Origin of the sequence: Mongoliibacter sp. (assembly GCF_007692705.1) — a bacterium.
Taxonomy (GTDB): domain Bacteria; phylum Bacteroidota; class Bacteroidia; order Cytophagales; family Cyclobacteriaceae; genus Mongoliibacter.
Window position 1 is genome coordinate 1 of sequence record NZ_REBN01000054.1, and the last position, 4,682, is coordinate 4,682.

A 4,682-nucleotide genomic window follows, 5' to 3' on the forward strand; every position below is an offset into this window, starting at 1 on the left:
TTTACGGTGAAAGATCTTGGTGTCACCTCTCCGGCTTCTATCCTTTGGATGGTGCGTACATTGATATTGCATAGCTCCACCAATTCTTCTTGGGTCATTCCTTTGGCCTTCCTCCACTCCTGGATTTTCTGGCCTAATTGCGGTTGTTGCATGTTGTGAATATTTTGTTTGACCATGGCAAGTTGGTTGGATTCTCACAAATATAACCCGAAAAACGGGAGGTTTTCACCCGACATTTGCACGACATTTGGTTTAGAAGCGAGAAATTAGAAACGAGACTATTTTAAAATGATCGATTCAAAATCCTGGTAAAGCTTATTGACCTGAAAGATTTTTTTTGGATGGCAGGTTGCTTTGAAAATAAAAACACTGCCCAATATCAATAAATATTCCAACCATATCCCGAATCACTAAGTTCTCGGGATCTCCGTTTCGCTCCGATTTCCATCTTATTTCACGAAGCATATTTCTACAATATCTCAACCAATATCCACCAATATCGAGAAGCTAATACCTGAATATCATCTTAGATTAACTCCAGAACTTTAAATAATGCCGCATTCCTATTCCCCCTCTTCCACACCACAAAAAGCTCGGTCCTCTGCCGGATTTTATTCAGCTCAATAAACTTCACTTTCAATTCATACCCTTCCTTCAAGGAAGTGGGGACAATCGCCACCCCCAAGCCCGCCTCCACCAATTTGAAAATGGTCAGGGCATGCACGGATTTATGGGTAATCTTGGGAGAGAAACCCTGATCCTCGCAAATGGACATGATCTTGTCAAAATAGATGGAAGAATAGTCATGGGAAAAAAGGATAAAGTTTTCTTCCTTCAATTGTCCCACATGTTTGAATTTCCCATTTCTCAAAGGATGCTCCAAAGGCAGCACCACTGAGAAAGTATCCTGATAAACCACTTTCATTTGTAGCTGTTCCGGTACCCGGGCCAAACGTACAAAACCCAGATCCAGCTTGTCCTTTTCCAGCATTTCCACCTGCATGGCATTGCTGAGCTCTTCCAAGTTAGTTTGGATTCCGGGAAAGTTTTGGGATACTTTCACCAAAAGTTCGGGCAATACGGTATGTGCCGCCGAACCCAGGAAACCGACTCTCAACTCCCCTATTTTACCAGAAGCGATTTCCTTGAGCTGGGTTTTGGTGAGTTCAAGGTGGTTGAAGATATAATCCACTTCCGATTTCAGGTAATGGCCTGCTGCTGTCAGTTCCACCCTTCTTTTGGTACGTTCAAAAAGCTGTACCTCCAGGATCTCCTCCATCTGCTTGATCTGTCGGCTAAGGCCCGGTTGGGAGATAAAAAGGCGCTCCGCCGCCCGGCCAAAGTTCAGTTCCTCGGCGACGGCTCGAAAGTATTCTAGGTGTCTAAGTTCTATGTTCATTATTTAAGGGCAATTTGATTTGACAAAACAAGGATCTCAAATAGAGATATTTATTCTATTGGATATTCATTGATACTACTTCAAAACTTAGATATTTTTTGGTACCTCAAAAGTCTGTTTTCTAAGGTCACAGATTGTGACCTTAAAGTGCCAAAATGCTTGTTTATTCCATTTACGCACTAAAAATAGACATTTATATTAATAACTAAAGGTAATCAATAATTGATAATATTGGTATTTATAATTATCAAAGAAGATGGCTAACTTTGGTTAAGAAAAGAAGCAGATATTTTACCGTTGCGTCCTCTGCGAATCATCGTTGCGTCCGTTGCGTGAAACAAAAAGAAAGTTCTCGCAACGAGCGCAAAGAAATATCCACCCAATTGAATCGTATGTAATGACAAAAACCTTCCAATACGGCCAAGAACACCTCACCGCCTCCAAAGCACTTGGAATCGCAAGAGGAGAAATACAGGGAGTCCTTACTGAGGAAACCCGAGCAAAAGTCCGGGCAAGTGCCGCTGCTGTAGAGAAGATTGTCGCCAACGGCAAACCTGTTTATGGCATCAATACCGGCTTTGGCCCACTTTGCACCACGATGATTTCCCCAGACCAAACCCGAAAGCTTCAGGAAAACATCCTGAAAAGCCATGCTGTAGGGGTTGGGGAACCTATTCCAATAGAAATTTCAAAGCTGATGCTGATCCTGAAAATCCATGCCCTGGCAAAGGGTTTCTCAGGCATTCAGGAAGACACCTTGGACAGGATGCTGTGGCATATTGAGCAGGATGCCATTCCGGTTGTGCCCAAGCAGGGGTCGGTGGGTGCATCAGGCGATTTAGCCCCGCTTTCACATTTGTTTTTACCCCTGATCGGATTAGGAAAAGTCCATTACAAAGGAGAAATCATCCCCACATCCAAATTATTCCAAGACTTCCAGTTTGAGCCTATTCACCTCGGACCAAAAGAAGGATTGGCATTGATCAATGGGACACAGTTTATCGCCGCCTTTGGGGTGAAAGTGCTGGAAAAGTTCTACAATATCCTTGCTCATGCTGATATTACCGGTGCCATGATGCTGGAAGGTTTATTGGGATCTGTCAAACCTTTTTCCGCTGAACTCCACCAACTCCGTCCATACGCAGGCAACAAACATGTGGCCCAATCCATTCTCAACCTGCTTCATGATTCAGAGATCGTGCATTCACATGCCACCTGCGCCAGGGTTCAGGATCCATATTCTTTAAGATGCATGCCACAGGTGCATGGCGCTTCCCGAAATGCCTGGCTACACCTCAAGCAAATACTTGAAATAGAAATCAATTCGGTGACGGATAACCCTGTGGTATTTGATGAAAACCACACCATCAGTGGAGGCAATTTTCACGGGCAACCCATAGCCATGCCTTTGGACTATGCCTGTTTGGCGGCATCTGAGATTGGAAATGTATCTGATAGAAGAATTTATCTATCTCTTGAAGGAGATACACCTGGAGTACCCAAGTTACTTTTGAAAGAGACCGGCCTGAACTCCGGATTTATGATCCCCCAATACACCACTGCTGCTTTGGCCAGTGAGAATAAGGGGCTATGTTTCCCCTCTTCCGCTGACAGCATCCCAACTTCATTGGGTCAGGAAGACCATGTAAGCATGGGTTCCATCGGAGCCCGAAAAGCCTTACAGGTAATCGAAAACGTGGAAAAAATCCTTGGGGTAGAACTGTATTGTGCAGCCCAAGCTGTGGATTTCCATGCCCCTTTGAAATCCGGCAAGATCATGACTGCCCTCTACGAACATGTACGCACCAAAATCAAGCATGTCACCGAAGATCAGATCATGTACGAAGATATGGAAACTGCCATTGAAATCATCCGAAGTGGGGAATTGCTTAAATTAGCGAGAGAAGTAGCTGAAAAGGAAGGGTTGCAGCTTGAGACGAATTGGTCGGAGGAGTTTGATAGGTTTTAGTTCAAGTCTTCAGACTTGGGCTATATTAGCAGCAGTCTTCAGACTGCAAAAGCGATCCAGTCTGAAGACTGGTATAATTCAGGTCCAAGACAAAGTCTTGAACCACATAAACGAACACACTAACACTACTATGCCAACCATAAAACACACCCTCATCGGCCCCATACGCCAAGCCCTCACCATGTCAGGCCTCCCCTCAAAAGGAGCCTTGCAGGACGAGCAACTGGATATCATTAAGGAAGCAGGTATCCTGATCAAAAATGATAAAATCCATCAGATAGGAAGCTATTGGGATCTCTATCCTGAAGCACAATCCATAGGTGCCGAGATGGTCACATTGAAAGGTGACTTTGTGGCCTTGCCAGGGCTGATCGACTGCCATACACATATCTGTTTCGGCGGCAGTCGTGCCCAAGACTATGCCATGCGCAATGCAGGCAAGTCCTATCTGGAAATCGCAAAAGCTGGAGGAGGCATCTGGGATACGGTCAGCCAAACCCGAGAAATAAGCTCCGCAATAGGATACAACTACCCTGAACATTTCCCGGAAATCCAAGCTCAATAGAACAGAAAGGCTACCTGCCAATGCAAACCAATATCCTATTTCAAAAGCATTTAGAGCTTTGAATGGGTAGTGAAACCACTTCTCCAACAATTCAGCATCAAAAAGACCGTAAAGAGATAAAGGATAAAAAGACTTAAACTCTTCCAGAGTGAAGCTAGGGGTTATAAACTCAAACCAAACTATCTTGATAAAAATGGGAAGCAATAATACAAACTCTGCAATTACACAGGCCTTAAACACTTCAGAAAATGAATACCTTAAATTGGATAGATAGAGTCCAAGATAAATCAACCCAGCGGGGATTAAAATCTTGAAGAAAGTAATTAGGGGTGATATTAAATAAGTCACCCAAAGCCATCTTCCTCTAAACTCAAGCATCTTCTCTATCCTCGTATTGGAGTACTGCTCAGCCAGATGAAAATAAAGAACATCTTCAGTTAAGAGAAAAAGATCAACATATAAGGCTAAAACAAATCCTGATATTATCAAATACAAAAATAATTTCATCGTAAATATTTAAATCAAATTAAAAAATTATTGAAATTCTCTATTTACAGCTCTCATTGACAAACACCCTCCCGTTCTTAGCTATTTCCCCATCAGGAAAAATGTTTTTTAAATATAATTCACAATCAGAATGAGTCTCAATGAAATATTTATAAGTAGCCATAACTTCTAAATCATTAATAAATAAAGTATCCTTATCAATATACCAAAGACCTATTTTGTCAATAATTTCTTCATTTTTT

The 4,682-nt window shown here is 42.6% G+C and carries 4 protein-coding genes and 1 pseudogene; 2 read left to right on the forward strand and 3 right to left on the reverse strand.

The genetic code is table 11. The features are described from left to right. Together EA341_RS00895 and EA341_RS00900 are read right to left on the reverse strand one after the other, a co-directional pair. Positions 1-176: helix-turn-helix domain-containing protein (locus EA341_RS00895; RefSeq protein ID WP_367126796.1), on the reverse strand; the 176-nt coding region annotated here is incomplete at its 3' end. Positions 177-526: 350 nt separating this feature from the next. After that, positions 527-1,399, reverse strand: coding sequence for a LysR family transcriptional regulator (locus tag EA341_RS00900; protein WP_293010794.1), 873 nt, complete (start codon positions 1,397-1,399; stop codon positions 527-529). Positions 1,400-1,796: 397 nt separating this feature from the next. Between EA341_RS00900 and hutH the strand changes: the two genes are divergently transcribed. Both hutH and EA341_RS00910 read left to right on the forward strand, forming a co-directional pair. Next, positions 1,797-3,368, forward strand: coding sequence for a histidine ammonia-lyase (gene hutH, locus EA341_RS00905; RefSeq protein WP_293010795.1), 1,572 nt, complete (start codon positions 1,797-1,799; stop codon positions 3,366-3,368). Between the two features lie 130 nt (positions 3,369-3,498). Then, positions 3,499-3,933, forward strand: coding sequence for a hypothetical protein (locus EA341_RS00910; RefSeq protein ID WP_293010796.1), 435 nt, complete (start codon positions 3,499-3,501; stop codon positions 3,931-3,933). A 547-nt stretch (positions 3,934-4,480) separates the two neighbouring features. Here the strand turns inward: EA341_RS00910 and EA341_RS00915 are convergent. Beyond that, positions 4,481-4,682, reverse strand: a pseudogene (locus EA341_RS00915) (hypothetical protein); the annotation flags it as partial.